The sequence below is a fragment of the Salegentibacter holothuriorum genome, from assembly GCF_900168045.1.
Lineage (GTDB): Bacteria > Bacteroidota > Bacteroidia > Flavobacteriales > Flavobacteriaceae > Salegentibacter > Salegentibacter holothuriorum.
Map to the genome: position 1 here is coordinate 296699 of NZ_FUYY01000001.1, position 22829 is coordinate 319527.

Below are 22829 nucleotides of genomic sequence, written 5' to 3' on the forward strand. Positions count from 1 at the left end.
TAAACCGCTAAGATTCAATCTTTTTATAAAAAGAATTGATTTTTAATGAAATACCTGCTGAATTTCTGGCTATTCCTTTAAGCTTTATTTCGCCGTTTATTTCTTCAATTTCAGATTCCAGGTTTAATATGGAATCTTGGTTAGGGTCTACCACGGCCATAAATTTTATATTAGCACCTTTTTTAAACTGAAGTTTAAAACCGCATTTTCGCTCTGCTTCTTCCTTAAATAAATGCATTAAAATAACTCCGGGAGTTACCGGCCTGCCAGGAAAGTGCCCGTTATAAATAGCATGGGTTTTATCAATTTGAAGTTGGGTAATATGTTTTTCGCCTTCCTTGGAAGAATTCAATACCGAATAAAAATCTTTTAATAACATATATTGGTTGGTTGTTGGTGTTTTACTCGATAATCGAGATTAAATGCTCCGAGGCTTGCCTCGAAATCAGATTATATTTTCCAATAACAATGCTTCGTGAGCTTGCTCTGAAGTTTTTTACTAAATTAAACAGAAAATTCAGGATTTTTAGTCTTTATAGTAGGTTTTAAGGTTGAAACACTGAAGGCGGAATTTCTTTATTCCACTGGATTTCGCTAAACTCAATAACGGTAGCATCGCCCGACTCTTCAATCAAACTTACTTTTTCTACTAAACTCTCAGCATTAAACTGCATTTGTATTTCTGAAAATATTTGCTTTAAATGCTTATCCTTAGGAATAATAACCGCAATTATTTTATCATTTTCCTTAAAATATGAGAAATTAAAATTTTCATTATCCTGAAGCAATTTACCGCTAATTGTTCCGGTTATTAATTTGGCTATTTTTCCGAAAAGTTTGCTGGAAGCGATATTTCTAACACTCTTATCACCAGCATCATTAATATGTAACTCATCACTTATTAAAAAAATTACATAATCTTGAGGTTCTGTATATTCCCACTTTAATTTTTCGGAATTCTGATAATATAACTTTCCCCGGCTCACAGTTTCGTCTGTGATCATCTCCATTTTTTTAGTCTGGATAAAATTAGCCTGTAGAGTTTTAAGCTCATTGGCTTTAGCTATCATTTTTCCCTGAAATTGAGCAATTTCTGTTTCCGAAATTTCTTGCTGAGCAAACAGGTTAAGACTAAAAAACAAAAATAACAAACTAAGAATACGCATTGATTTCCAGTAATTTATCGGGCCTTACAACCTCGTAATTATTATTTTTCAAAAATACCAACAACTGTTCCAGTATCTTGACGGTTTTAGCATTATTATCGTGTAAAAGAATAATCGCACCGGGTTTTATTCTTTTCTTAATTCTATTTAAAACAATTTCTTCGGAAGAAACTATTGCATCAAAAGATCTGATACTCCATCCTACAGATATTAAACCGGTTTTTTGAAGTGCTTTGTGTGTTTTTGGACTAACTATACCAAATGGAGGCCTAAATAGCATCATTTTTATGCCAGCTGTTTCTTCGGCAATTCTATTACACTCCTTAATTTCCCAAACAATTCTGGAAACTCCCAAAGCACCCATTTTTCGTGTATGCGTATAGGTGTGGTTTCCTACAAGGTGGCCCTTTTCAATAATTTCTTTAAAGATATCAGGTTGTTCTTCAATCCTTTTTCCAATACAGAAGAATCCGGCTTTAGCCTTATATTTGTCAAGAACTTTTAATATTTCAAGCGTATTTTCCACCGGTCCATCGTCAAAAGTTATGGCGATCTGGTTTTCTTTGATCTTTCGATTTTCGCTAAAAGATTCTACGAAAAAATTAAAACGCACATTGGTAGAAACTGTGAGTAAAAATAAGATGTAAAAAACTATAAAAGCCAGCACATACATAAATGATGCGAGCCCAAAAAAGGCTAATACCAGTCCTGCAGACACCAAGAGAATGATAATCGTATTTATAATTCTAAACCGCACTTAGTAAAATTAAACTGTGATCCCGCCCAAGATACTGATTGTAAATCAAAATACTCTTCAATTCTTTTGGGGTTGAAGTATTTAGCTTCAACACAGAGGGAATTCTGCCGCTTTTTAAAATTTTACACGCTGAGTAAAGCGCAAATCCAGAAACAGTATCATAGTCCCCTACCAAATGTTTATACCCTAACTGCGGAATATCTTTAAATAGACTTTGCTGAAGATTCTTATAATAGTGGTCGTACCTATTATCGCCATTACTTCCTAAAAGCACTGCATCTATTGCAGCAGCATTGATATTGTTTTTATTCAGGAAAATTTCAACTTCAGCATTTATTTTTTCCGGCTGAATTGAATTTTTTATAGAAATGCCTTTAAATTCGGCATAGGAGTTATTGTTTTTTTCTGTTGAAAGTATAAAGAAATGTGCGCCTTCTGAAGTGATTGTGCCCGGTGAATCTTCTTTCCACAAATCAAGGTTATGAATATCAACAGATTTTAACTGTCCATCCAGCGCTCTAAACTGAGTGATATTTTCTGAAAGCTCATCTACTCCTCCAACCAAAACCGATTTCTTTACTGAAGTTTCTAAAAGTTGCAATTCTGCATCTAGCAAAGCACTTTCCAAAGAAGCCGAATTTTGTGAATAGGTTACATTGTAATTTTTACAGCCTAAATTTAAAGCAATTTGACCTCCAATAGTGTTATGGGTAGATTGTATAAATGAAGTTGGCGACAACAATTCTTCTTGCTGGTCTATTAAATTTTCCAGGAATCTCTCGGTATCCTGTTTGCAACCTTCTCCGGTTCCGGTAATAATGGCATCGGGAATTTCAGTATTTGTTTCGTTTAAAGCTACTTTTGACGAACTAATTCCCATTTTGATGGCTTTAGACATTCGCCTTAAGGCCATTGGCTTTATAAACTCCTTATAATTTGGTGAAAGTGCCGGGAAAATATTTTTATGATAGGAAATCGGATTTTCTTCCTTCTCTGTAGTCTGAGCCGAAATACTACTAATCCCGTTAATATAGACTTTAGGCTTCATCTTTAGCGAAAATTAAAGAGGTACAATTACCCCCGAATCCGAAGGAATTTGATAAAATAAAATCCAATTTCTTTTCTTTCACTTCGGTAACTGGTTGTAAACCGGTTTCACTCATTGATTGAGAGAAATTAAGATTTGGAAATATTTGCTGTTTATTCAAGCTTATCAAACTGTAAACTGCTTCTAAAGCACCAGCGGCAGCCAGGGTGTGGCCAGTAAAAGCCTTGGTAGAACTAAAATCGGGAATAGTATCGCCAAAAAGTATTTGTAGAGCTCTGCTTTCGGAAAGGTCATTGTTTTTGGTAGCTGTGCCGTGCGCGTTGATGTAATTTATATTTTCTGAGCCAATTTCTGCAATTTTCAGCGCTTCTTGCATCGCTAAAAATGCGCCTTCCCCATTTTCTGATGACGCAGTTTGGTGAAAGGCATCATTGGTATTTCCATAACCCATAATTCTTCCTAAAACAGGTTTTCCATTTAATTCCTCATCGGCTTCTAAAACCAGATACGCAGCACCTTCCCCTAGATTTAATCCGTTACGATTTTCATCAAAAGACAGACAATGTTTTTCAGAGAGGATCATCAAAGAATTAAATCCGTTCAAAGTGAATTTGGTTAGGCAATCTGTTCCGCCAACAATTACGCGTTTTAATTTTCCAGCTTTAATCATTCTGGCGCCCATCATAATTGCATTCGCTCCAGAAGAACAGGCGGTACTAATTGTACTTACAAAGCCTGAAATACCGATATGTTCCGCTATTTTTTCAGTGGTAAATCCGGGATGTTGCGCACGTATAAAACGACTGTTTTCAGTTTTACCTTTAGTAAACTCTTTAAAATAATTTTCGGTTGCATCTATCCCGCCCACGCTGGTGCCTGAGATAAAACCGGTTTCAGCGTCAATTTTCACCTTTGACTGATCCAGGGCTTCGCTTACAGCTAAACTCCCAAGCAGAGCAGCACGAGTAAAACTATGATCTTGAGGTAGGTTTAAACTTTCTGCCAGTGATTTATTGGAAAATTTAATTTCCCCAACCGGTAAATTTTTATGGGTAGTTTTAAGAAATTCAGGAAAACTAATTCCGCTTTTTGAAGAAAACAGCGACCTATAATTTGTCTCAGTATTGTTGCCAATAGCAGAAATAATTCCCATTCCGGTTATCGCAACACCTTTGTTCATATACTATTGAGTACGGTTAGCTTCAATAAATTCTGCCATACTGTTTATAGAACCAAAGATTTCACGACTTTGGGCAGGGTCGGTCAATTTTATACCGTAATCTTTTTCTAAAAGCACAATAAGTTCCAGTGCATCTATTGAATCCAGTCCCAAACCGTCACCAAAAAGCGGTTCGTCATTTTCTATATCGCCAGGCTTCATATCTTCCAGATTGAGCTGTTCGATAATACTTTCTTTAAGTTCGGCTTGTAGGTTTTTCATTTTCAGCAAAATATAATTTTTTAAGGTTCTCTTCGGAAAAAGGCATATTTATTTCCGGAGAAACCAGGCACAAAAATACATCATATTCACCATTTTCCAAGTCTAACCACCCACAAAGCACTTCAGAAGACTTTCCTGAAGTCAATAAACTTTCGGAATAATTCTTAAGTAATTCAGCATTAAAACTATCTGATACAAAAAAAGCGTTTTCACTCTGCAGTTTAAATTTTATACTGATCTCGCCCAAAACAATATTTGGAAGCGTATAAACAAAAAGCGTAGGGGAAGCAAAACTTGAGATACTTTCGTGAAATTGTCTGTCGGTTTCAAGGCTCGAGGCATTATTAGAAAGAATAAGCGCGGTATCTGGTGAAATTTTATGTTCTCTAAAAAGAATTTCAGCTCCTAAAATTCCTAATTTAGAAAGGCCGTCCATTTTATGGAATTTTGGATACTTCAATTCTAAAAAATTATAAACCGCTTTAAAGAAAATACTTAGGTCTGTTTCAGAAGAATTAAAAATCACTTTTTCAGAATTTGAAACCTTTCCATTTTTTATTTTAACCCAATTTTTTATGTAGAAATCCTGTTGCATTTATTCCTTTTTAAAAACCAAAGCGAGATTACAACCGCCAAAACCTGATGCGGTTTTTAATGCATAATTAATTTCCATATTCTGATTTTCCTGAATTATAGTTAGTGATTTGGAAACCCCTAACTCTCCGAAATTTTTAGAGCTATATAATTCATTATTTAGCATAGTATGTTTCGTGATAATACTTTCTATTAAGGCTGAAGCGCCCAAAGTGTGCCCGTAATAGCCTTTTAAACTGTTCAGTGGTGTATTTTGTAAAGAACTCCTATGAAAAGCCATACTTTCCATCTCATCGTTATAAATAGTGGCTGTACCGTGCGCCGATAAAAAATCAATTTCGTTTGCAGAAATCTTAGCTTCTTTTAAGGCTTTTTGAATGCTTTGATATAAGCCTTCGCCGGTTCTGGAAGGCCCCGAAATATGGTTTGCATCATTTACTGTAGCATCTCCAATTAGAGCTATATTTCCTGAACTTTCAGGTTTATCAGTACTCACAAGCATAGCCGTTGCGGCTTCGCCTAAACTAATTCCGTTGCGGTCTTTAGAAAAGGGTTTGCATGCCTCCTGGCTTAAAGCCTGGAAAGAATTAAAACCTGAAACTACGAAATCACTAACCAAATCGCCTCCAACAACTAGTGCATTTTTAATTTTCCCTATCCCTCCTAATCTTCTTGCCACAGCGATTCCCAGGCCACCAGAAATACAGGCATTAGAAACTATAATGGGTGTTTGTGCAAACCCAAAAAAATTAGCAATTACCTGCCCGAGTTCACTTAATTTTAATCGATTTTCAGGGAAATTTCCGGGATCTTTTAGAAGGTTTATATTTCCCTTGGTTGTAGCAATTATAAGCGCGGTTTCATTTAAATCTAAATCTTTGTTTTTAGCTAAAATCTGCTGCACTGCCAACAGCATCATTTTTTCGAGTTTGGTATATTTTTTAATATCCCCGATGCCAACAAAAGCAGCATTTAAGAGGGATTCCTCAATAACTCCGGCGTAAAAAGAAGTTTCGATGGTCTCAGGTTTTTGTTGAAGCTGTAAACCTGATCTTCCTTCCTGAATCGCTTTTATATTTTCTTTAGTAGAAAACCCAAGCGGAGAAATAATAGCATCGTCTAAAAGGTAGAGCTTCTTCATTAAAGCAACTTCATTTTCTTTTTCCAATCTAAGAAAAACGTCGGATTATTTAAGACTAATTCCCGATTTTTATCCAGAAATACCTGCGTTGTTTCCCCGGTGCAGATCAAATTGTCACCTTTATAAACTTTGTAAGAAAAATTGATTTTTGCGGCTTCCGAATTTTTAAAAGTGGTTTCTACTATAAATGAATCACTATATTTTAAAGGTAATTTATGTTCGCAAACAGATTTTACAATGGGTGTGGAAAATCCTTCTGCTTTTGCATCCAGGTAAGAAATACCGTGTTCCCTACCAAAGTCTTCCCTGCCTTCTTCAAAATATTTGAGGTAATTACCGTGCCAAACAATTTGCAACGGGTCACATTCATGAAACCTAACTTTAAGTTTTGTAATGGTAATAAGCGATTTCTCCAGCATAATTAATCTACAGTAACAGTTTTCATTTCAGAAGTTGCTAAAAGCTTTCCGTTTTCATCCAGGGTTCTGGCGCCAACCGAAGTTACATTCATAATTTCATGCAAAATTTCTACGTAAGTAACCAGTTTAGTGTTTGCTTTTGGAAGTCCCATAATTTCTACGGCTTTGATGGCGCCAATAAAACCTGTTTTTGGTTTATCAAGTCCGCTTAAAAATCCCTGGTAACCACGCCAAAGCGACATACTCTGCGCCATGTGTTCTATAAGTCCGGGTTCAGAAAAAATACCGTTTTCAACTAAAATATTATCTGCAGGAATAGTAAAACCTGTAGTCCCCATCTTCTCATTATACTCCAGCAAGCTGTCTACCATCACAAATGGTGGCTTTTGAGGAATTAACTGAAGTATTCTATCTAATTCTAAAATTGGTTCTTTTAGTAAATTTTCTTCCATAAGTTGATTTTAGCTGAAATCGTTCCAATAATCGTAATAATTATACCATTGATGCGGATATTTCTTTAACATCTTTTCCAGGTTTTCAATATAGGCTTTTAATAAATTTTGAGCCTCATTTTTCTCAGGATTATAAGGCCTGGCATAGAAATGATAGTGAAAATTCTGCTCTCTCATAATATGCACAAACAACACAGGAATGTTATTTCGGGCAGCCAATTTAAAAGGACCCTGCGGAAATTTTACCGGTTTCCCCATAAAATTCTGAGTATAAGTTTTGGCCTGTTCGGTATAGCGATCTGCAGCGAAAACAAGAAGCTCGTTATTTTGTAGCGCCTTATTCATTTTAAAAATATGGGAAAGATCGTCTTTTAAAACTATGAGCTTTATAGCCGATTTCCCGGTAACCGATTCCAGGTAATTTTTTATCTCCTTATGTTCCAAATCTGTCACTACCAAATTCACAATAGTATGGTCGTGTTTTTTATCAAAGAAATGTTTAGCAAGGTTAAAATTTCCAATATGCGCCGTAAGTAAAATTCCGCCTTTTTTCTGTTTTAATAAATTTTGAATATGTTGAATTCCATCAAATTCAAAAGTATATTTATGTTTTAAGCCAGAGGCAATTGCCACACGGTCTAATTGAATTCTCCCGAAGGTAAAATAGCTTTTATAAACATTCAACATCGCTCTACTTCTAGAATAACCAAGATGCTTTCTAAATAAAAAGTAGACACTTTTAGTTGAATTAAAAGCAAAAAACATAAAGTAGAGCGCTACAAAAAGAAGTACAAAATAAGATGCATAGAGACCAAAAGTTTTAATGATAAAAACATAAATCTTTAAGCCAAGGACGGTTCCCCGCGATTGTCCTTTCCAATTTGCCATAATTAAGAATAAAGTCCGCCATTAATATTTATGACTTCGCCGGTAATGTAAGAAGCTTTTTTTGAAGCAAGGAAACTCACTAAATCTGCTACTTCTTCTGCTTCCCCAAAACGGTTTAATGGAATCATTTTTTTCAGCTCTTTTTCGTCAAAATCGGCGGTCATATCTGAAGTTATAAAACCGGGTGCTACAGCATTTACAGTAACTTTTCTTTTACCAATTTCCTGAGCCAGTGCTTTGGTTGCAGAAATTAATGCGCCTTTTGCCGCCGAATAATTTACCTGTCCGGCATTTCCTTTTAAGCCGGAAAGCGAGACAATATTAATAATTCTGCCGTAACGCCTTTTCAGCATATCTTTTAATAGAGGTTGAGTAACATTATAAAAACCATTTAGGCTGGTATTGATTACAGAGTGCCAATCTTCAGGCTTCATCCACATAAAAAGTCCGTCACTGGTAATTCCTGCATTATTTACAATGATTTCAATTTCTGCATCAGGATTATTTTTTCGGAATTCCAGAAGTGCATTTTCACTCATTTTCGAGTCAGAAACATCAAATTTAAGCAATTCACAGTGTATCTTTTCAGCCTCAATAAGTTCTTTTGTGGCATTAGCGGCTTCGGTATTAGAATGGAAATTCAACAAAATATTATATTGTAATTCCCTTGCTAATTTTATGGCAATGGCTTTTCCTATTCCGCGGGAAGCACCTGTGATGAGTGCGTATTTCATGTAGTTCTTATTTTCTGGTTAAGATTAAATAAGTTCATAAATACAATCGGTTTCTATTTATAAACTTCATGCTTCTTAAGGTATTCTTTAACTTCGGCATTGGTTTTATACAGTGGAGCATCCGCTTTTATCTCAGGAATTATCTTGTTCATTTCTTCTAAAACCTGCCTGGTTTTATCTGAGAGTTTCTCGCTAAAATTCAGGTAACGTAAAGCCTGGACAATAGTAATTATTTCTACCGAAAGCACTTCAAAAGCATTATCAATAACTGTTTTAGTAATATTTGCCGCATTGGTGCCCATACTCACAATATCCTGATTATCGTTATTGTTAGGAATACTGTGAATATACATAGGGTTTGAAAGCATCTGGTTTTCTGCCGTGGTAGAAACCGCGCTAAATTGTGCTCCCTGCATTCCAAAATTAAGCCCTAGTTTTCCCAAATTTACAAAAGGAGGCAAAATATCGTTGAGTTTATTATTGAGCAAATAATTGAGTTGGCGCTCAGCAAGCATTGACATCTTTGTGATCACCAGTTTTAACTTGTCCATTTCAAGTGCCACATAATCTCCGTGAAAATTTCCACCGTGATAAACCTGTTCATTTTCTACATCTATTATAGGATTATCATTGGCAGAGTTCACCTCCTCAATAAGGATTTTTGCGGTATGCGCTATAGTATCGTAAACAGGACCTAAAATTTGTGGTACACAACGTAAGCTGTAATATTCCTGAACTTTTTCTTTAAAATAGGTGTTTTTATCGGCGGCATCATTATATAAATGCTCGTTACGGTCACGAGTAAGCTTGCTATCTTTTAAATGATTTCGCATTTTTTCTGCAATATATTGCTGTCCGTAATGTTTTTTCGCCGCATTGAGTTCGTAAGATAAATGATCGTCATAAGCCTGCACAATTTCATTGATCGCTGCAGAACAAAAAACTGACCAGTTCAACAATCGCTTAGCATAAATAACATTTACAATCCCGATGCCTGTCATTGCTGAAGTACCATTCATTAAAGCCAGTCCTTCCCTAATTTCAATCTTTATTGGCTTAATATTCTCTTCGGAAAAAACTTCTTTGGTTTCGCGGCGTTTACCTTTATAAAAAACCTCGCCTTCCCCAATTAGCACCAACGCCAAATGCGCCAGTTGTACTAGGTCTCCCGAAGCTCCTACCCCGCCGTGTTCAAAAATTAGCGGCGTGATATTTTTATTGATAAGTTGCTGCATCACTTCGGCAACAGATTTATGTACACCGGACTTACCAAGGGAAAGGGTATTTAAACGGGCCAGCATTAAGGCTTTTACATAAAGTGCATCCATAGGTTTTCCCAAGCCCGAAGCGTGACTTCTAATTAAGTTATACTGAAGCTGAAGGCGATCTTTATCTTTGATCTTATACTGCGCCATTGGTCCAAAACCCGTATTAACGCCATAAATAACTTTATTCTTAGAAAACTCCTTTAGGAACTTAAAACTAGCATCAATTCTTTCAAGGTTTTTTGAAGTAGGCTGAATTTCAGTATTTTCAAACAAAACCTTGTAAAAATCATCGAGGCTAAGGGTATTATTTATAGGGAGCATAGGCCGCATAACAGTTATATATCTTAACAAATGTACTATATTTAGGCCGTATTTTAAATTGCTGATTTTTGATTTAGCACACGAATATTTACAATAACTCAAGTTGGCAAAGTCCAAAATGAAACAGCTTAGCACAAAGATCTTAATTATTGGCGCCGGTCCTTCTGGAATGGTCGCAGCCGGGTATTTAAAAAATCAAGGTATAGATTGTTTAGTGGTAGAAAAAAGTTCATTTCCGCGTTTTAGTATTGGCGAAAGCTTATTACCTAAAAGCATGGAAAACTTTAAGGAGGCAGGATTATTAGAGGTTATTCAAGCCGAAGGATTTCAAAAGAAATATGGCGCTCGATTTATAAAAGCCGATAAAATTGGCGAATTTGATTTTTCTGAAAAATTTGGAAAAGGCTGGAATTGGACCTGGCAAGTTCCCAGAGCCGATTTTGATCTGGTTCTGGCAAATGAAATTCAACGAAAAGGTGTAAAGATCTTTTTTAATGCTGAAGTTGAAAAAGTAAATTTTGAAGGAAAAAAGTCTTTAACTGAAGTAATTCTGAATTCTGAAGAAAAAATTGAAATCGAGGCTGAATTTATAATTGATGCCAGTGGAAACGGCCGCGTCTTAGCAAATCAATTAAATTTAAACGCTTCGCCCAAATTCACCGGGAATTCTTCCATATTTACACATATCAAAGAAGCAAATCGGCCAAAAGGTAAAGAAGGTGAACTTATCACTTTTGAAGTTTTAGACACCAACACCTGGTTCTGGTATATTCCTTTCTCTAACGGAAATACGAGCCTGGGTTTTGTAAGTAAAGACGAGTGGTTTGATAATTTTAGTAAAAATAATTCGGTAGCCTTTAAGGAGATGTTGAACAAACTCAAGTATTATGAGAACCGGTTTGACTCCTGCTCTTTTCTATTTGATCCCGTAAAACTGCCAAATATCTCTCGGAACGTAACCAAGATCTACGGTGAAGGATTTGCATTAACTGGGAATAGTGCAGAATTTCTTGATCCTATTTTCTCGTCTGGAGTTGCCTTTGCAACCGAATCTGGTTTGCATGCCGCTAAATTGGCTAAACTTGAAGTAGAAGGTAAAAAAGTTGATTGGGAGAACGATTATGCCAAATATATGGAGGCCGGAATTTCTGTATTCAGCAGTTATGTTAGAGAATGGTATACCGGGAATTTGCAGAAGTTATTTTTTCACGAAACTCCTAAAACTGAAATTAAAGAGCAAATTTGTGCAGTTTTGGCCGGTTATGTGTGGGATAGGAAAAACCCCTTTGTAAAAAATCATCAACGAATTATTCAAAACATAGCCCATTTAATAGATCGTGAAGAAATAAATATTTAGTTTTTTTTAAGCTTAAATTTCTGACGTCAAAGTGATTAAAAATAATCTGAAATTTTATTGTGTTCTTTAGCCTCAAAAAGTTTGGAAGGTATGTAAGTAAAAGTTACATTTGCAACCGCAAAATCGTTTGCAAGTTCATTAACATTAGGAGAGGTGGCAGAGTGGTAATGCAGCAGCCTGCTAAGCTGTCATCCTTCGGGATGCCCGGGTTCGAATCCCGGTCTCTCCGCAAGATTTTTTAGTCTGCGGATTTTTATTCTCCTTTTCTTATGGAAAGACAGGGATAATCTTCCTCCGTCTCCCGGATTGCTTTTAAAAAGTATTTTGGATCGGAAAAGACTAAAATTCTAATAATAGTTTCAACTATTATTTTGGGAATTAATCTTTTTGGTTAATTCTTCCCAAGTATCGCGCCGAGCGCGATTAAAAAATCACTCGGGGTGTAGCGTAGCCCGGTTATCGCGCCTGCTTTGGGAGCAGGAGGCCGCAGGTTCGAATCCTGCCACCCCGACCAACCTTCTTTAAAAGGATATAAAAACACTGTTAATCTATTGATTTTCAGTGTTTTTTTTTGTTTTCATGACATCATTTGATATGGTTTGATATCACCCTATCCAGTGAATGATTCGGTGAATACTTTCTTTCCAGCATTTCATTATCTTAGAGAAACAATTCCACGCTTTCTTACTCCTTCTCACTATTCTGAAAAGCTTTTTATTTTAGTAACAAATGATTTTCCCTAACTCTTACCTACTTCTTATTTTGTTACTGATTTTCCAGATATATACATTAAAGGAACCTTTTTTATATTTATTTAAATATCTGCAACAATTTAAATTCCAGCGAATTAAATCAGTTCTAAAATGAAAATTCTCAGAAATAAACCAATGTATGATTAAGCTCATATATTAAGAAAAAAAAGTTGAACACCTTTATCAGCTTAAAATTAAATTCAAATGCAGATATCAATTCCACATAATTTTCACATACCCGTTATGGGTTTGGCGTATTCCATAGATTCTCCAATTAAAGTAGCCTGCTACGGTATAAATTCAGCTATTTCCATAATAGAGGATAATTTATTGGAAACTATGCGAAAGCACTACTCCCAAAAATATGGTGAAATTTATACCCCTATAACTACCAAAGAGACAGATTACCGTATTAAGCGAATTACTAATTATTTAAACCTGGTACAACGTGCGGTGAATTCTGAATTTGAAAAAATAAAGGATTCCACATTTGGTTTAAGTTCAGATCTTACCAAGTATTTTGAAATGCTTCCTGATACTGGAGAACTAAAAAAATTATTTCATAAATTTTTAAATACAGAAAATCTTTCAGAGAAGGAAAACCTGCAAAAACAACTGAAAGAGAAAATGGAACCCGGTGCTGTAGAAGTCAATATAATGACTAAGGTAGACAAAGATAATCCAGGAAAAGATAAACTTTCAGCCCCAAACACTTCAGATGCACTCACAGCATTAAAGGCTTATGCTACCAGTGAATTAAAAAATTCTGCCATTATTTTTTCCGCGGGCTTAAACCCAAGGTTATTCAATTATATGGAAGAATTTAAAGAATTTGACGCAAAAGGCTGGGGTGAATTTGATAAAAAGGTAGTCATAAAAGTTAGTGATTATCGTTCTGCCCTTATTCAGGGTAAATATCTGGCCAAAAAAGGAATTTGGGTAAGTGAGTTCAGGATAGAATCAGGATTAAACTGTGGCGGTCATGTTTTTGCCACACAGGGATTACTAATGGGACCTATTCTTAACGAATTTAAAGAAAAGAAGGAAGAGTTAAGAGAAAGTCTTTTCAGCTTATACAATCCCGCAATAACAGCAAAAGGACAAAAAGGTTTTTCTAAACCCCACCCAATTAAAATCACGGTACAGGGTGGAATTGGCACTTCTGAAGAAAATAGTTTGTTGCACAAACACTATAATGTTGATAGTACAGGTTGGGGAACACCATTTTTGCTTTGTCCTGAAGCAACTACAGTAGACGATGAAACGCTAAATTTGCTAATTAATTCTAAAGAAAAAGATATTATAAGAAGTCAATCTTCCCCCCTGGGAGTAGCGTTTAATTATTTAAAAGGCACCAGTGCTGAAACCGAAAGATTAAATAGAATTGAAAAAGGCGCACCGGGAAGTCCCTGCACCGAAAAATTTCTAATTTCCAATACCGAATTCACAAAAGAACCTATCTGTACCGCTTCTAAAAAATATCAAAAACTAAAATTGAAGCAATTAGAAGAAAGTGATCTATCTAAAAAAGAATATCAGCAACAGCGAGAAGATGTACTTAGTAAAGAATGCCTTTGTGTGGGCTTAAGTAATGCAGCTCCATTAAATTATAAGGTTCCATTCTTAAAAAAACAACAAGCTGTAACTATTTGTCCAAGCCCAAATATCGCTAATTTCTCAAAGCTCTCTACTTTAAAAGAAATGACAGATCATATTTATGGGCGTACCAATTTGATTCAGCAAAACAAAAGACCTCATATGTTTGTTAAGGAACTAGAGCTTTATATAGATTATCTTGAAGAACAAATTGACAGAACCCCGAATCCTGATAAACGTACCATGAAAAATTGGGAAGCTTTTTGTAAAAATATTTTGGAAGGAATAGCTTATTATCGAGATCTTTTAAAAAAGCAAGTCCTGGACAATACTAAAGGTTTCGAAAAATCTTTAGAAAGTGCGGAGAAAGCGATCTTTAAAACAAAACTCGCTTTATTCGAACCAAGTAGATAAAAACCGAACTATTATAAAGCAAATTCACCAGGAATAGATAATTCACCATATTTTAATTTTAAAGCTATCCTTGGTGTTTTAAAACTCAATTATTGAGTAAAATCCCGAATCATTTTAAACTCATTAAGAATGAAAGAATTAATTCAACAATCTCTAGCCAAAGCCATAAGCTATGAAGAATATAACCTATTGTTTAAAAAACTAGTGGCAGAAGGAACGTCAACCGGAGAAAGTACTAAGGAAAAAATAGATTTTACCAAACTTAATTACTCCAGAAGTAAACGTCTTGATAAAACAATAAAACTTTCAGAAGAGCAAATTATATCTTTTCAAAATTTAGATATAAAACAAACCTGGCTGGTAATTACAGAGCCGTGGTGTGGAGATGCGGCACAAAGTCTTCCGTATTTGAATAAAATAGCTGCTTGTTCTAATAACATTGATTTAAAAATTGTGCTGCGCGATGAGAATCCAGAGCTCATGGATTCCTTTTTAACCAATGGTTCCCGGTCAATCCCCAAATTAATAATTATAGACGAAAATCAAGAAGTAATTACTCATTGGGGGCCGCGTTCTAAAGCAGCGACTAAAATTGTAGTTGATTATATAAAGGAACACGATAGGGTCGACGATCAGCTTAAAACAAATCTTCAGTTATGGTATAACCAGAATAAAGGGGAAGCAATTATAGCGGAAATGCAAGATTTTGTGCTTTCCGAAAAAGGTTCAGAAGTTATTTAAGAAATCGAATTCCTTAATTTATAACAAAAAAGTCTTCCAAAACCGGAAGACTTTTTTTTGTTATAAATAATTTTAATCTTTCTTTATCGGTACCATAAAAACCGGCACTTCAGTCTTTTCAAGAACATTTGAAGCTACAGTTCCCATTAAAAGCTTTTCAAAAACTGAATGACTATGAGTACCCATAACTAGTAGATCTGCATTCCAGGTTTTTGAATATTCAAGAATTGCCGTGGCTGCATCTCCTTCGGCTAAATGTGTTTCTACATTTTTATCTTCAAGATGTTTTGCTGCAGTTTCCAGAAAATCTTCCACTACACCCCGCATTTCCTGTGCAATATCCAAATTTACAGCCATTTCATCGTAACCGGAATAGCCCATAAAAGTGGGGTAATCAATTCCGTAGTAACTAACATTGGCCATCACGTGAAGCAAACAAACTTTAGCATCTAACTGTTTAGCCAATTTGTAGCCCGCTTCAGCTACCTTTTCTGAAACAGGATGATAATCTATAGCAATTAATATACGCTTCATAAGATTTGATTTCTTATAAAGTTATTAAATGAATTCTAAAATCTGAAAAATTAATACTGAATAATACAAAGTAATCAACTTTTGAATAAAATTACTCTTTAACCACAATCAAACTGGCTTTAGCGCCGGTTAAAAGATTCCATTCTTTGGAAGCCACCAGATTACCATTCTCTTCCAGAACTTTTAACTGTGCAGTATTAGGTCCCGAAGAGCCCTGATTTAAGGCTTCAAATTCTATATTATTGAATCCGCTTTCTAAGGTGACTAGAACGGGACGAAAACCACCACCAAGAACTACGCGCTCCACAAACTTTCCATTTATATAAATATTTACCTGGTCCCCATCTACAAATTGATGATCGCGGCAATAGAGTTCAACAAACTTCCCGGTAGTTTTAAAATCTCCTAAATATTGATCTTGTCTATACTTATCCAGCGCTTCCTTATCTTTTGTCCATTTTTCTTTAACAGCATCTCCGGCGGTCTTTAAATTATTTGGCTTCTCTCTAAAGTCTATCGCTTTTTGTTTCTCCCTAAGGTATTTGCTTTCTTCATTAGATTTTTCAGCACGAAGAATGGGAAAACCAGAAGACTTTTTTTCCGGCTCGGCTTTTAAAATACCACCAGTATTACTTGTAGCCGGAAGATCTATTTGCCCATAACTAAGTAATGAAAAGAAGAGAAGCAAAAAAGTATATATAAACTTCATAAAATGAATTCTTTAAGCTTGTAATATCAAAAATACGGCCAAATTACTTTAAAGAAAAATCTTTTAAAACTAATCCCAGAAAGTCACTTTATCTGGTTACGCATTCGCAAAACATTTACTTACCTTTACACTACTAAGCGATTATAAAATATTCGGCCTTGGTCCGCAATATTTAAGCAAAATTAAAAACTATTATGCAGGTAAATCATCTTCTGGAAGAAAATTCAATAGCCGGTAAATTTCTGGCACAACTTAGAGATGTAGAAATTCAAAAAGACAGAATGCGCTTTCGTAGAAATATTGAGCGTTTGGGTGAAATTCTAGGTTACGAACTAAGTAAACAATTGAGATTTTCAGCTAAAAATATCAAAACCCCCTTGGGAAATACCAAAGTTAATTTACCGGAAAATGAAATTGTGATCTGCTCTATTTTACGTGCCGGACTCCCCTTACATAACGGTTTATTGAATTATTTTGATGATGCCGAAAACTCTTTTATTTCTGCCTATCGCCATCACCCAAATAACGATGAGCAATTTGAAATTGTGGTAGAATACCTTGCTTCCCCTTCCCTGGAAGGAAAAACTCTTATTCTTGCTGATCCCATGCTGGCCACCGGTGGATCTTTTGTGAATGTTATGAAGGCTCTAAAACAAATGGGAACACCAAAGGAAATTCATTTAGTTGCCGTAATTGGTGCCGAAGAAGGGATTGCTAACCTGGATAAAGAATTCCCTGAAGATTCTAAACTTTGGATCGCTACCATTGATAAAGAATTAAACAATCACGGTTATATTGTTCCTGGCCTGGGAGATGCCGGAGACCTTTGCTACGGCGGTAAACTTCAACATTAAACACCCAAAATCTCTTATAGTTTTCTTAAGTGCTGGGTACTGGTTTTTATATTTCTTACATTGAAATTGAATCAAATTAGAATTAAAAATTAGCTTATGAAAGCCTTAGGAATAAAGAGATCACACCCCATAGACCATCCCGACAGTTTTATTGAATTCGATACTGAAGAACCCAAACCTGAAGAGCTGGATCTTTTAGTAAGAATTAAAGCGGTTTCTGTTAATCCAGTAGATTTTAAAGTGAGGCAGAATGCTGCTAAAGATAATGAACTGGAACAACCGAAAATCCTTGGATGGGATGCTGCCGGAATCGTAGAACGAGTTGGTAATCAAGTGACAAAATTTAAGCAGGGAGATGAGGTTTATTATGCGGGAGAAATAGACAGGCCAGGGTGTAATGCAGAATTTCAGCTGGTTAATGAAAATATTACTGGCCATAAACCTAAAAATATTTCTTTTGAAGAAGCCGCTGCTATGCCCCTAACTTCACTCACGGCCTGGGAATGCATTTTTGAACGCTTAAAAATTGAAGAAGAATCAGGGAAAGATCAAGATATTCTTATTCTTGGTGGTGCTGGTGGCGTTGGTTCTATAGCTATTCAACTTTTAAAGAAACTCACAAAATTTAATGTTATCGCTACTGCTTCTCGAAATGAAACCGAAGCCTGGTGTAGAGATATGGGGGCTGATGTAATTGTAAATCATAAAAATTTGGTGGAAGAAATGAAAGCTAAAGGATATGAACAGGTAGATTATATTCTGAACTTTTCGGATACCGATATGCACTGGGATGCTATGGCAGACCTCATAAAACCTCAAGGAAATATTTGCTCTATTGTGGAAACTAAAAATCCTGTAGATCTAAACATACTGAAGAATAAGAGTGCGGCCTTTCACTGGGAATTAATGTTTACCCGGGCTAAATTTGAAACCCCAGATATGCATAAGCAACACGAAATCCTGGAAAGAATTTCAAAGCTTCTCGAAGAAGAAACCATTGAAACTACGCTTAATAAAACTTTTAACGGACTTACCCCAGAAATATTTAAAGAAGTTCACAGCCTGCAGGAATCAGGGAGTTCTATTGGTAAAAATGTGATTTCATTTTAAGAAAAAGAGGTTGTTTGGAATTAAGTGAGTTCGTCATTCTGAATTTATTTCAGAATCTAATATGTAATTAAAACATGCTAGACCCTGAAACCAGTTCAGGGTGACGGGAAAAATTCCAAACAACCTCTTCAGTAATTCAATAATTGCAGTTAAAAAGAATTTTTAAGCTTCCTGCTTTCTGGCTTTGGCTTCGTAATCTATATAACCTTTCGCTCCGGGAACATAAAAAGTGTCTGTATCCCAGTCTGAAAGTGCTATATTTTCTGCAAAACGTTCCACTAAATCAGGATTTGAAATATAAGGTTTACCGTATGCAACTAAATCTGCATTGCCTTCTTCAATAACCTTATTTCCAGATTCCTGATCAAAACCGGCATTAATCATCAAAGTTCCGTTATACATTGGGCGGTATCTCTTAGCGATCTCTGTTACCGCGTATGGCACCTCCGAAATATCATTAAAAGGCTCTGATAAATGTAAATAGGCAAGGTCATAATCGTTAAGCTTCTTGATAATATAGTCGAAAGTTGGAATGGTTTCTTCATCCATCGTCATTCCAAAAATACCGTGGAGAGAAGGATTCAGTCTCAAACCAATTTTATTCTCTGGCATTACTTCTTTTATGGCATCTATAGTTTCAAAAAGGATTTTTGCTCGATTTTCTATACTTCCGCCGTATTCATCATTTCTTTTATTGGAAGTCCCATTGAAGAACTGGTGGAATAAATATCCATTTGAAGAATGAATCTCTATTCCGTCAAAATCTGCATCCATGGCATTTTTAGCAGCATTTTTAAAATCCTGAACTGTTCTTTTAATATCCTCAATACTCATTTCCTTTGGCGTAACGGTATCCTTAAATCCTTCGTAGGTATACGACTGTGACTCAGGGTTTATTGCGGAAGCAGATAATGGTAAGTCTCCATTATGGAAATCTGGGTGAGACATTCTGCCTACATGCCAAAGCTGAATGAACATACGGCCATTAGCCTCGTGTACCTTTTTATTTACCATTTTCCAGCCTTGAATCTGTTCTTTACTGTAAATCCCTGGCGTGTTTACATAACCCACCGCTTCTTTAGATATTTGTGAACCTTCGGTAATTATTAGGCCTGCTGAAGCTCTTTGGGTATAATAAACATCGTGTAGCCCTTCAATAGGTGCATTTTCGGGATTATTAGCTCTACTTCTCGTCATTGGAGCCATTACCACTCTATTTGGAAGTTCTAATCCGTTTAAATTATATGATTTTAATAAATGTTGTTCTTTACTCATAGTTTTATAAAATTGATTTTATTAATCTTTTTCTTAGCAATTTTTTCAGCGCTAAATTAATCTAAAGCAGAGAGAAACATATTGATGTATGTTAGCAGTAGCTGTTAAGAAATGTTAATAGCAGTTCGACCTAAGCTTTATAGTTCAAAGACCTGTTCTCGATATTAAATTCTTCCAGAATTTCACTCGAACTGACGCAATTATTCTTAGATCGAATTGAGTTTATTAAATTAAAAGAGCTCTTTTCTTAGTCGGCTTAAACTTTCAGGCTTTATACCCAGGTAATTTGCTATATGATAATTAGGAACGCGATTCTCTATTTCGGGGTATTTTTGGCAAAATTCAAGGTAACGTTCTTTGTTGTTTTTCTGAAGAGAGGAAAGAATTCTACTTCTTAGGGCTACAAAGGCATTAGTAGTTTTTATTCTGAAAAAACGTTCAAATTTCGGAATCCTTTTATATAAGGTTTCAAGCGTGTCGCGATGAATTCCCAGGAGCACCGAATCTTCTATGGCTTCCACATATAGTTGTGCAGGATAATTTCCGAAGAAAGCTTCAAAATCACTTATCCACCAGTCTTCTAAAGCAAATTGAATAATATGTTTGTTCCCATTCTTGTCTAAATAGTATGCTTTTAAGCAACCCTTTACCACGTAATATTCGCAATCTACGGCCTGCCCGGGTGCAATTAGAATTTCCTTTTTGGAAATATTCTTTTCAATAAGGATTCCTACAAATTCCCTCTCTTCCTCCTTAGAAAGTTCAATTTTTGAAGTAACGTGTTTTAGTATTTCCTGATGCATCTTTCAACAATAAATTAAGAGTTTTGGGGGCAAGCCCAAGAGGTATGATTAGGCAAAAACTTTTCAAAGTTTCGAGGAAACCCTGGTATACCCCCCCTGGAGGGATTAAAATGGATAACCAATGGCAAAGTTCAATACAGGGTTTGCGTAATCAAATTCCCAACGCTCACCTTCTCGCAGACTAGGATCGTGTAGCGGCGCAGCCAGATCAACACGAATCACAAAACTTTGAATGTCTACCCTTAGACCAAAACCGGTACCAATCCCCAATTCATTCATAAAATCTTTACTGAATTCGCCGCCATCTAACGTACTATTTTCTCCTGTATACCAAACATTCCCGGCATCGGCAAAAACAGCACCGTATAAATATGGAAAAAGCGGAAAACGATATTCTAAATTTGCCTCAAGTCTTATATTTCCGGCCTGATCAAAAAAAGCTCCATCTTCACCAGGCGGAGTATACGTTCCGGGACCCAAAGAGCGAGTATTAAAAGCCCTTACACTGTATGGCCCGCCGGCAAAATATTGTTTGGTAAATGGTAATACATCAGAATTTCCGTAAGGCAAACCATAACCGGCAAATAACCTTGATGCTATTTTTGAATCCCTTCCGGTTTTTAAGTGATACCTAAAATCTATATCGGCTTTTGCATATTGGGCATATCTCAAGCCCAAAAATGTTTGCGGATCTTCTTCACTGTGACCGCTAATAGCGTCAACTAAATTTCCGGCTACATCTAATGTTGAATTAAGAAAAAACTGATGTCTTTTATTTTCATCTATAAGTCCGTTGTAAGTGAAAGAATAAGTTAAACCTGAAATAAACTCCTGGTTAAAACTATTCTGTAAAAATGGATTTGCTATAAGAATATCATCAAATTCTTTGCTGGTTTGTCCCAGGTTTACATAGTTTACCGAAACGGGATTAAACTCGTGGGTAACATATCTATTAGCATTCCAGATATAACCAAACCTGGCCGATACCGAACCAAGACTAAATAATTGACTCCGGCTAAGATAATCCAAACCTAAACTAGCCTTGGTTTTAGGAATAGAATAGGAAAAATAGTTTTTATCGAATTTAATTGGAAATAGCATTCTGGGAAAAATTAAATCGCCTTCCAAACCTAGTTGAATACTATTTAATCCTGATTGCGTGCCGCCGCCTACCTGGAATTCATAACCAAAGTCTCCGGTAATATTTAAAATTTCACCACCTTTAAAAAGATTCCTGTTAGTATAACCTAGTGCTAAACTTGGCCCGGTAAACCCATTAGATTTTGTTACCGCCTGAATTTCTGCCCGTAACGATCGTTTTTTTAATGGTGATAGGTAAATATTAGTTTCTAAAACCCCGAGACTGTCGGTAGAAAGGCTATCTATTTCACTGTAATTTATATTTACAAACTTGTATGCACCAATATTTCCCAATCTTCTTGCCGTATTTCTTGAGGTTTCAGGATCGTAAAACTGGCCTTCTTCAATAAGCAAATAAGGATCTAAATGCTTAGGTTTAAAGAAAAGCTCTTTTTGAAAAAAGTTTTTTTCGGCATAACGCGTTTTAGCTGTAGAACTATCGGTTCCAACCTCATAATTCGGGTAAACATTAACACTCTTAATTTTATAAGGAATAATACTTGGAGTTGGAACATCTTTCTTCAACCTTAGAAATAGATCAAACTTTTTTTGAACATATTGATTGGTATCAGCTTCAAAGATTAGGAACCCAGAATTAAAATTATAATATCCTTTAGCCTTTAACTCCTTATCAATTCTTTCCCTTTCCAGTTTCATTGCAGAAAGATCAAATCGCATTCCTTCTTCAATAGGTGAATCTTGAATGCTGCTTTTTATTTCTCTATAGATTTGAAGGCTATCTGAATCTAACTTATACTTTTCCAGCAAATAAGGTGTGGGAACTTCTACAGAGTAAGCTACATTCATTCTTTTACTTTCTTCTTTCCTATTCACTGTAGAAACAACATTACTGTAAAAGAAGCCTCGATTTTGTAACCTATTTTTAATTAAATCTTCTGTTCTCACAGGTTCAACATCACTTGCATATACCGGCTCCTCGCCTATTTTTTTATTCAAAAACTTATTGATAAAACCCGGTTTCTCCCGCTGGGCCTTATAATGAAAATATAATCCCGGCTGCATTCCAAGGAAAGAACTATTAGGCTCCGGACTTAAAACAGATTCTAACTCGGTTTTTAATTGAGAACGTTTTTTTATGGTAGTATCGCTCTCCAAAGATATTTTGGCTCCAGAATACAACAATTTACCTTCAGGAATAAATTTCTTTACATTACAGGCCTGAAATAGCAAAAGAACTAAACAAGCAAGCGCGATATATTTTAAGTATACTTTCATTTATTTATAACTTCAATCTTAATCCTTAAATTTCTTCCAGATCTATAGTTCTTCCTAATTATTAAAGATTCTTGTACCA

Annotated in this window: 23 protein-coding genes and 2 tRNA genes; 7 read left to right on the forward strand and 18 right to left on the reverse strand. The window is 35.6% G+C overall.

Annotated features, from left to right (window positions below):
* Positions 1-7: 7 nt before the first annotated feature.
* From B5X51_RS01345 to B5X51_RS01405, 13 genes are all read right to left on the reverse strand, one after another.
* Positions 8-379, reverse strand: coding sequence for an ApeI family dehydratase (locus tag B5X51_RS01345; RefSeq protein WP_079719068.1), 372 nt, complete (start codon positions 377-379; stop codon positions 8-10).
* A gap of 166 nt (positions 380-545) precedes the next feature.
* Positions 546-1166: a flexirubin biosynthesis/transport protein LolA2 gene (locus B5X51_RS01350; RefSeq protein WP_079719069.1), complete on the reverse strand. Its 621-nt coding sequence runs from the start codon at positions 1164-1166 to the stop codon at positions 546-548.
* Positions 1153-1923: a polysaccharide deacetylase family protein gene (locus B5X51_RS01355; RefSeq protein ID WP_079719070.1), complete on the reverse strand. Its 771-nt coding sequence runs from the start codon at positions 1921-1923 to the stop codon at positions 1153-1155. The genes B5X51_RS01350 and B5X51_RS01355 overlap by 14 nt, the downstream gene beginning before the upstream one ends.
* Complete coding sequence (locus tag B5X51_RS01360; RefSeq protein ID WP_079719071.1) at positions 1913-2971, reverse strand: beta-ketoacyl synthase chain length factor; 1059 nt, start codon at positions 2969-2971, stop codon at positions 1913-1915. Before B5X51_RS01360 ends, B5X51_RS01355 begins: the two co-directional genes overlap by 11 nt.
* On the reverse strand, positions 2961-4151 hold the full coding sequence (locus tag B5X51_RS01365; protein ID WP_079719072.1) for a beta-ketoacyl-[acyl-carrier-protein] synthase family protein: 1191 nt from the start codon (positions 4149-4151) through the stop codon (positions 2961-2963). The genes B5X51_RS01360 and B5X51_RS01365 overlap by 11 nt, the downstream gene beginning before the upstream one ends.
* A gap of 3 nt (positions 4152-4154) precedes the next feature.
* On the reverse strand, positions 4155-4412 hold the full coding sequence (locus B5X51_RS01370; RefSeq protein WP_079719073.1) for a phosphopantetheine-binding protein: 258 nt from the start codon (positions 4410-4412) through the stop codon (positions 4155-4157).
* Positions 4387-5007 (reverse strand): hypothetical protein, encoded by a 621-nt coding sequence (locus tag B5X51_RS01375; RefSeq protein ID WP_079719074.1) that lies wholly within the window; start codon positions 5005-5007, stop codon positions 4387-4389. The genes B5X51_RS01370 and B5X51_RS01375 overlap by 26 nt, the downstream gene beginning before the upstream one ends.
* Positions 5008-6147, reverse strand: a complete 1140-nt coding sequence (locus B5X51_RS01380) for a beta-ketoacyl synthase N-terminal-like domain-containing protein (protein WP_079719657.1) — start codon at positions 6145-6147, stop codon at positions 5008-5010.
* Positions 6147-6566 (reverse strand): acyl-CoA thioesterase, encoded by a 420-nt coding sequence (locus B5X51_RS01385; RefSeq protein ID WP_079719075.1) that lies wholly within the window; start codon positions 6564-6566, stop codon positions 6147-6149. The genes B5X51_RS01380 and B5X51_RS01385 overlap by 1 nt, the downstream gene beginning before the upstream one ends.
* A gap of 2 nt (positions 6567-6568) precedes the next feature.
* The gene (locus B5X51_RS01390) at positions 6569-7018 is read right to left on the reverse strand and encodes a hotdog family protein (protein WP_079719076.1); all 450 of its coding nucleotides are present in this window, start codon (positions 7016-7018) and stop codon (positions 6569-6571) included.
* 9 nt (positions 7019-7027) lie between these two features.
* Positions 7028-7906, reverse strand: a complete 879-nt coding sequence (locus B5X51_RS01395) for an LpxL/LpxP family acyltransferase (RefSeq protein WP_079719077.1) — start codon at positions 7904-7906, stop codon at positions 7028-7030.
* A 2-nt stretch (positions 7907-7908) separates the two neighbouring features.
* Positions 7909-8640: a flexirubin biosynthesis SDR family reductase FlxB gene (fabG, locus tag B5X51_RS01400; RefSeq protein WP_079719078.1), complete on the reverse strand. Its 732-nt coding sequence runs from the start codon at positions 8638-8640 to the stop codon at positions 7909-7911.
* A 53-nt stretch (positions 8641-8693) separates the two neighbouring features.
* Complete coding sequence (locus tag B5X51_RS01405; RefSeq protein ID WP_079719658.1) at positions 8694-10229, reverse strand: flexirubin biosynthesis tyrosine ammonia-lyase FlxA; 1536 nt, start codon at positions 10227-10229, stop codon at positions 8694-8696.
* Between the two features lie 118 nt (positions 10230-10347).
* Here B5X51_RS01405 and B5X51_RS01410 point away from each other — a divergent pair, with 118 nt between their 5' ends.
* The 5 genes from B5X51_RS01410 (at position 10348) to B5X51_RS01430 (ending at position 15089) form a co-directional block, all read left to right on the forward strand.
* Entirely contained in the window at positions 10348-11586 is a 1239-nt protein-coding gene (locus B5X51_RS01410) for an NAD(P)/FAD-dependent oxidoreductase (RefSeq protein WP_079719079.1), read from the forward strand.
* Between the two features lie 147 nt (positions 11587-11733).
* Positions 11734-11815 (forward strand) — tRNA-Ser (locus tag B5X51_RS01415).
* A 207-nt stretch (positions 11816-12022) separates the two neighbouring features.
* Positions 12023-12100 (forward strand) — tRNA-Pro (locus B5X51_RS01420).
* A 442-nt stretch (positions 12101-12542) separates the two neighbouring features.
* Positions 12543-14348 (forward strand): hypothetical protein, encoded by a 1806-nt coding sequence (locus B5X51_RS01425; protein ID WP_079719080.1) that lies wholly within the window; start codon positions 12543-12545, stop codon positions 14346-14348.
* A gap of 129 nt (positions 14349-14477) precedes the next feature.
* Positions 14478-15089 (forward strand): thioredoxin family protein, encoded by a 612-nt coding sequence (locus B5X51_RS01430; protein ID WP_079719081.1) that lies wholly within the window; start codon positions 14478-14480, stop codon positions 15087-15089.
* A gap of 72 nt (positions 15090-15161) precedes the next feature.
* Here the strand turns inward: B5X51_RS01430 and B5X51_RS01435 are convergent, their stop codons facing one another.
* Both B5X51_RS01435 and B5X51_RS01440 read right to left on the reverse strand, forming a co-directional pair.
* Complete coding sequence (locus B5X51_RS01435; protein WP_079719082.1) at positions 15162-15623, reverse strand: universal stress protein; 462 nt, start codon at positions 15621-15623, stop codon at positions 15162-15164.
* 91 nt (positions 15624-15714) lie between these two features.
* Positions 15715-16332: a hypothetical protein gene (locus B5X51_RS01440; RefSeq protein WP_079719083.1), complete on the reverse strand. Its 618-nt coding sequence runs from the start codon at positions 16330-16332 to the stop codon at positions 15715-15717.
* 194 nt (positions 16333-16526) lie between these two features.
* Here B5X51_RS01440 and upp point away from each other — a divergent pair, with 194 nt between their 5' ends.
* Together upp and B5X51_RS01450 are read left to right on the forward strand one after the other, a co-directional pair.
* A complete protein-coding gene (gene upp, locus B5X51_RS01445) occupies positions 16527-17186 on the forward strand; it encodes a uracil phosphoribosyltransferase (RefSeq protein ID WP_079719084.1) in 660 nt (219 codons plus the stop codon).
* 96 nt (positions 17187-17282) lie between these two features.
* Positions 17283-18296: a zinc-binding alcohol dehydrogenase family protein gene (locus B5X51_RS01450; protein WP_079719085.1), complete on the forward strand. Its 1014-nt coding sequence runs from the start codon at positions 17283-17285 to the stop codon at positions 18294-18296.
* Between the two features lie 162 nt (positions 18297-18458).
* Here the strand turns inward: B5X51_RS01450 and B5X51_RS01455 are convergent, their stop codons facing one another.
* The 3 genes from B5X51_RS01455 to tamL form a co-directional block, all read right to left on the reverse strand.
* A complete protein-coding gene (locus B5X51_RS01455; RefSeq protein WP_079719086.1) occupies positions 18459-19571 on the reverse strand; it encodes an alkene reductase in 1113 nt (370 codons plus the stop codon).
* A gap of 230 nt (positions 19572-19801) precedes the next feature.
* A complete protein-coding gene (locus tag B5X51_RS01460; protein WP_079719087.1) occupies positions 19802-20374 on the reverse strand; it encodes a Crp/Fnr family transcriptional regulator in 573 nt (190 codons plus the stop codon).
* Between the two features lie 105 nt (positions 20375-20479).
* A complete protein-coding gene (tamL, locus tag B5X51_RS01465; protein ID WP_079719088.1) occupies positions 20480-22750 on the reverse strand; it encodes a translocation and assembly module lipoprotein TamL in 2271 nt (756 codons plus the stop codon).
* Between the last annotated feature and the right edge of the window lie 79 nt (positions 22751-22829).